The organism is Halomonas sp. 707D4 (genome assembly GCF_024158685.1).
In the GTDB taxonomy this organism is placed as follows: Bacteria; Pseudomonadota; Gammaproteobacteria; order Pseudomonadales; family Halomonadaceae; genus Vreelandella.
Window position 1 is genome coordinate 1 of the sequence record NZ_JAMZBD010000268.1, and the last position, 4,421, is coordinate 4,421.

The following is a 4,421-nucleotide window of genomic DNA, read 5'->3' on the forward strand; positions in this document are numbered from 1 at the left end:
GACGAGCGCGCACCGAGCCCGCACCTGACCGGCGGGGCCGTGGACGTGACGCTGTGCGACGGCATCGGCGTGCCGCTGGACATGGGGACGCTGTTCGACGAAGCCGTGCCCGCCTCCCATACCGCCCACTTCGAGCGCGAGCCTCTCGACGCGCGCGAGCGCCGCGTGCGGGACAACCGGCGCCTTCTGTACCGCGCCATGTGCACCCAGGGTTTCACCAACCTGCCCAGCGAGTGGTGGCACTTCGACCTGGGCGACCAGCTCTGGGCCCACTACAGCGGCCGGTCGCAGGCGCACTACGGCCCCGCCGCCCTCGACACCATCGAGAACCGCTGGCGCCGCCAGCTGGGCTGAGCCTTCACGCGCGTGGCCAAAAACGGCTACATTATCCACTCCCAAGTCACGTTCACGCTCGAAAAGGAGGTTTGACCATGCCCAGCGTCTTGATTACCGGCGCCACGTCCGGTTTCGGCCGCGCCGCCGCCTACCGCTTTGCCCGGGCCGGCTGGTCGCTGATTCTGACCGGCCGCCGCGAGGAGCGTCTGAAGGCGCTCGAAAGCGAGCTCGGCCGCGAGGTCGAGGTGCTGACCCTGACCCTCGACGTGCGCGATGCCGACGCCGTGGCCCAGGCGCTCGGCGACCTGCCGAAGGCGTTCCTGCCGCTCACCTGCCTGATCAACAACGCGGGGCTGGCACTGGCGCCGGAGCCGTCGCAGAAGGTGGCGCTGCGCGACTGGCACACCATGATCGACACCAACATCACGGGGCTCGTCAACGTCACCCACGCGGCGCTGCCGCTTCTGATCGAGCATGGCGCGGGGGCGAGCATCCTGAATCTGGGGTCGGTGGCCGGGCAGTGGCCCTACCCGGGCGGGCACGTCTACGGGGCGTCGAAGGCGTTCGTGCAGCAGTTCGGCTACAACCTGCGCTGCGATCTGCTGGGCACCGGCGTGCGGGTGACGGATCTCGCCCCGGGCATGGCGGAAACCGAATTCACCCTGGTGCGCACCAAGGGCGACCAGGCGGCGTCCGACGCGCTCTACCGGGGCACCACGCCGCTGCAGGCCGAGGATATCGCCGAGCAGCTCTTCTATCTCGCCACGCTGCCGGCGCACGTCAACATCAACCGCCTGGAGATCATGCCGGTTCGCCAGGCCTGGTCACCCTTCGCCGTGGATCGCGACAAGGCCTGACGAACCGGCTCAGTAGCAGACCCGATCGCGCCCCTGCTCCTTGGCACGATAGAGGGCGTTGTCGGCGCGCTTCATGACGCTTTGCTGGTGCTCGCTGAGGCGCGCCTCGATCACGCCGAGGCTCACGCTCACCCTGCCCACCTTGGGGAAGTGCGTCTCGCGGATGCAGCAGCGGATCTTCTCGGCCAGCGCAATCGCCTGTTCGAGCGAGGTTTCCGGGGCGAGCACCATGAACTCCTCGCCGCCCCAGCGCGCGCAGTAGTCCGCCTTGCGCAGGTTCGCCTTGAGCTGCTCGCCGATGCTCGCCAGCACCTGATCACCCACGTCGTGGCCGTGGCTGTCGTTGATCGCCTTGAAGTAGTCGATGTCGAGCATGATCAGCGAAAAGGGCCGGATATAGCGGTTGAGGCGGCTGATTTCCTTCTTGAGCAGCGCGTCGAAGCGCGCGCGATTGGAGAGCCCGGTGAGCATGTCGGTGGTGGCCAGACGCTCGAGTTCGGCCTCCTTCTCGACCCGCTTGGAGATATCCCGCTGCACCAGCACCAGCACCCGCGAGGCGTAGCCGGGCATGTTCATCGAGGTCACCCGCCATTCGATCAGCGTGGCGGGGGCACGGGGGCAGCGCGCGCGGCTGTGCCGATCGAGGCCCGAAAGCGAATAGCCGTCGCACAGCTCGCCTCGAAAAAGCGCCTGACCGAGCTTGCGCAGCAGCCGGCGATTCTCCATGTCGCGCCCCACGATCCGGGGTGCGGCGCCCAGCCATTGATCGCGTCGCCCGCCCCAGAAGCGCAGGTACTCGTCGCTGATATCGAGAAGGTGAAGATCGCTGCCGCCCGCCTGCCCGCCCAGCACGGCGATCGCCTGGGGGTTGGATTCGTTGGCGGGTGGCGCCGGCGTCGGCAAGGGTTCCAGCATGGTGTTTTCTTCCACTGAATCGTGATCAAGCGATGTCCTTCGCTTTCACTCTGGACGCGTCGCAGCCGCGGGGTGGTCACGGGCCCGTCATGAGCCGGCGGCTTCGACATTTACACTATGATACACTTTTTAACCTAGTTGATGGATATCGCATATTATCGACGGCGTATTTAAAAACCGATCGACAATGGCGTGGGCGCCTGCGCAGCGGTAGGCTAAGCGTAGGACGGAAAACACGTCGACGCGGGGGGATTTTTCTAGTCACCGGGCGATAGGACGCTTACCGAGAACAGCTCAAGTCACCCTCCTCACAGTGGGCGTACTCGTCCAGTGTGCGGGTGCGTTCTCGGGTGAGCGTGGTCAGGCACTGGTGACGCACCATGGGTTCGGCGCTGCCGCCGGCGACACCCTGGGCGGTGTAGTCGCACTCGGCGTCGCGAAAGGCGATCCAGGCGCGCTGCGCCGTGACCAGCGCCTGGCGGGCATCGCCTTCGAGCGGCTCGATCAGCGTCTGGTACGCCTCGTTGAGATCGCGATCCGCCGCCTGGTAGGCCTGCCCGGCACAGCGGTTCATGTCGGCCTGGGTCGTGGCGTCGTCGCAGGACGTCTTGCTCTCTCCGGCAACGGCAAAGGTCATGAAAAAGGTCATGAAGAAGGCGCTCGACAGAGTCAGCGCGCGTGCGGTCGATCGCATGAAAACGGCCTCGGGTGCGGGAACCCCTTCACCATAGTCAACAAGCCTGCCGCTCACCAGCACATACAAAAAAAACACCCCCGGGCGTCGGCCCGGGGGTGCGTGGTGTCGCGCGCTGAAAAGGGGTCAGTGAGCGAGCATTTCCGACACGATGGCGTCGCCATCGAGCTCGCTCGGGTAGTAGGTGGGCCAGTGGGTCACTTCCTCGAGCAGCGCCTCGCGGTCATCGCCCCAGTAGAGATGGAAGTGGTGAGCGTCGCTTGGGTAGATATCGTGGTCGCTGAACTGGATGTACCGGGGCATGCCGGCGTCGACCTCCTCGGCTTCGAAGACGAAGCGTACCCCGCGATTGCCCGCCGCGTACTCGAGGATCTCGTAGCCATCGTAGGCGTAGTCGGCGCTATGCGCTTCGCCATCCTCGTAGAAGGTCACGGTATCGCCGTCGATCACGATGCGCTCGACATCGGTGGCGTAGCCGGTCTCGTAGTACTCGGCGTACTCCTCGGCGCTCTTGTCGCCGCTCTCGGCCTTGTGCTCGAAGACCGGTGCCAGGGTGCCGTCCTGAAGGTAGGAATAGACGGATTGCCAGTCGCCCTCCCAGTCGCCGAGCGTGCGGTCCTCGACCTGATCGTCGTCGAAATGGCCGCGGTAGATATCGCTGTCGTGGGCATGCGCGTGCGCGTGATCGTTGCCATGATCATGGGAGTGGGCGTGGTCATGAGAGTGCTCATGGCCATGAGAATGGGCGTGGTCATGGCCGTGCTCGTGGGAGTGATCGTGGTCGCCGGCCAGGGCGCCCTGAAGACCCACCATCATCAATGACCCGGCGGTGAGGGCGCCCAGGGCCCTGGAAGTGAAACGTGACATGCGTTCTCCTCGTTGAACGTACAGGAAAGGCGCGACGACGCCGGCCTCTTTGATAATGATATAACATATCAATAATTCAAGGAGACAGGCAAGTGCTCGAGCGTTAAATACCTCGGCATGGCGACAACGCTCGGCGCGCGCTAATTTAAGCAGACAAGGTCGACCGACCGGGTAACGAGGGAACGCCATGCTCTACGTACTGAGTCTTCTAGGGGGGATCGCCCTTTTGACCCTGGGCGGTGAGGCGCTGGTGCGCGGTGCGGTGTCCGGTGCCGAACGGCTCGGGGTCTCGGCGCTTTTCACGGGCCTTGTGATCGTCGGCTTCGGGACCTCGGCGCCGGAGCTGGTGGTGTCGGTCAACGCCGCCCTCGACAACAAGCCGGACATCGCCATCGGCAACGTCGTCGGCAGCAACATCGGCAACATCATGCTCATTCTGGGGCTTTGCGCCCTGATCTACCCTCTCACCACGCGGCTCGAAGCGCTCAAGCGCGACGGGCTGGTGATGCTGCTGGCCACGCTGCTGTTCATCGTGCTGGGATTTAGCGGCACGCTTGGCCGCCTCGATTCGGTGCTGTTTCTGGCGGGGCTGGTGGGTTATCTGGTCTGGGCCTACTTGAGCGAGCGCCAGGGCGTGCCGAATGTGGACCTGCAAGCGGATGCCACCGCGCCGGCCACCCGCCCGCTGTCGACGCCCTGGATCGTGGCCGGCGTGGTGGGCGGGCTTGCGCTGTTGATCGGCGGCTCCCAAC

Annotated in this window: 6 protein-coding genes; 3 read left to right on the plus strand and 3 right to left on the minus strand. The window is 65.3% G+C overall.

The features are described from left to right. Positions 1-354: M15 family metallopeptidase (locus BIS11_RS11725; protein WP_301286451.1), on the plus strand; the 354-nt coding region annotated here is incomplete at its 5' end. A 77-nt stretch (positions 355-431) separates the two neighbouring features. Beyond that, the gene (locus tag BIS11_RS11730) at positions 432-1,193 is read left to right on the plus strand and encodes an SDR family NAD(P)-dependent oxidoreductase (protein ID WP_253426077.1); all 762 of its coding nucleotides are present in this window, start codon (positions 432-434) and stop codon (positions 1,191-1,193) included. Between the two features lie 9 nt (positions 1,194-1,202). On the opposite strand, the gene BIS11_RS11735 is transcribed toward BIS11_RS11730, so the two are convergent. From BIS11_RS11735 to BIS11_RS11745, 3 genes are all read right to left on the minus strand, one after another. Continuing rightward, on the minus strand, positions 1,203-2,108 hold the full coding sequence (locus BIS11_RS11735) for a GGDEF domain-containing protein (protein WP_253586088.1): 906 nt from the start codon (positions 2,106-2,108) through the stop codon (positions 1,203-1,205). 280 nt (positions 2,109-2,388) lie between these two features. Next, positions 2,389-2,802 carry a lysozyme inhibitor LprI family protein gene (locus BIS11_RS11740; RefSeq protein WP_253426082.1) on the minus strand — a complete coding sequence of 138 codons (414 nt, stop codon included), beginning with the start codon at positions 2,800-2,802 and terminating at the stop codon, positions 2,389-2,391. Positions 2,803-2,928: 126 nt separating this feature from the next. Next, on the minus strand, positions 2,929-3,669 hold the full coding sequence (locus tag BIS11_RS11745; RefSeq protein ID WP_253426085.1) for a ZinT/AdcA family metal-binding protein: 741 nt from the start codon (positions 3,667-3,669) through the stop codon (positions 2,929-2,931). A 187-nt stretch (positions 3,670-3,856) separates the two neighbouring features. Here BIS11_RS11745 and BIS11_RS11750 point away from each other — a divergent pair. Beyond that, the coding region (locus tag BIS11_RS11750; protein ID WP_367399207.1) for a sodium:calcium antiporter at positions 3,857-4,421 on the plus strand (565 nt) is incomplete at its 3' end.

What these genes read in the sequence shown, in the direction of transcription:
- BIS11_RS11730 (WP_253426077.1), top strand. Translation starts at nt 432, where the DNA reads ATGCCCAGCGTCTTGATTACCGGCGCCACGTCCGGTTTCGGCCGCGCC.
- BIS11_RS11740 (WP_253426082.1), bottom strand. Translation starts at nt 2,802, where the DNA reads ATGCGATCGACCGCACGCGCGCTGACTCTGTCGAGCGCCTTCTTCATG.
- BIS11_RS11745 (WP_253426085.1), bottom strand. Translation starts at nt 3,669, where the DNA reads ATGTCACGTTTCACTTCCAGGGCCCTGGGCGCCCTCACCGCCGGGTCA.
- BIS11_RS11735 (WP_253586088.1), bottom strand. Translation starts at nt 2,108, where the DNA reads ATGCTGGAACCCTTGCCGACGCCGGCGCCACCCGCCAACGAATCCAAC.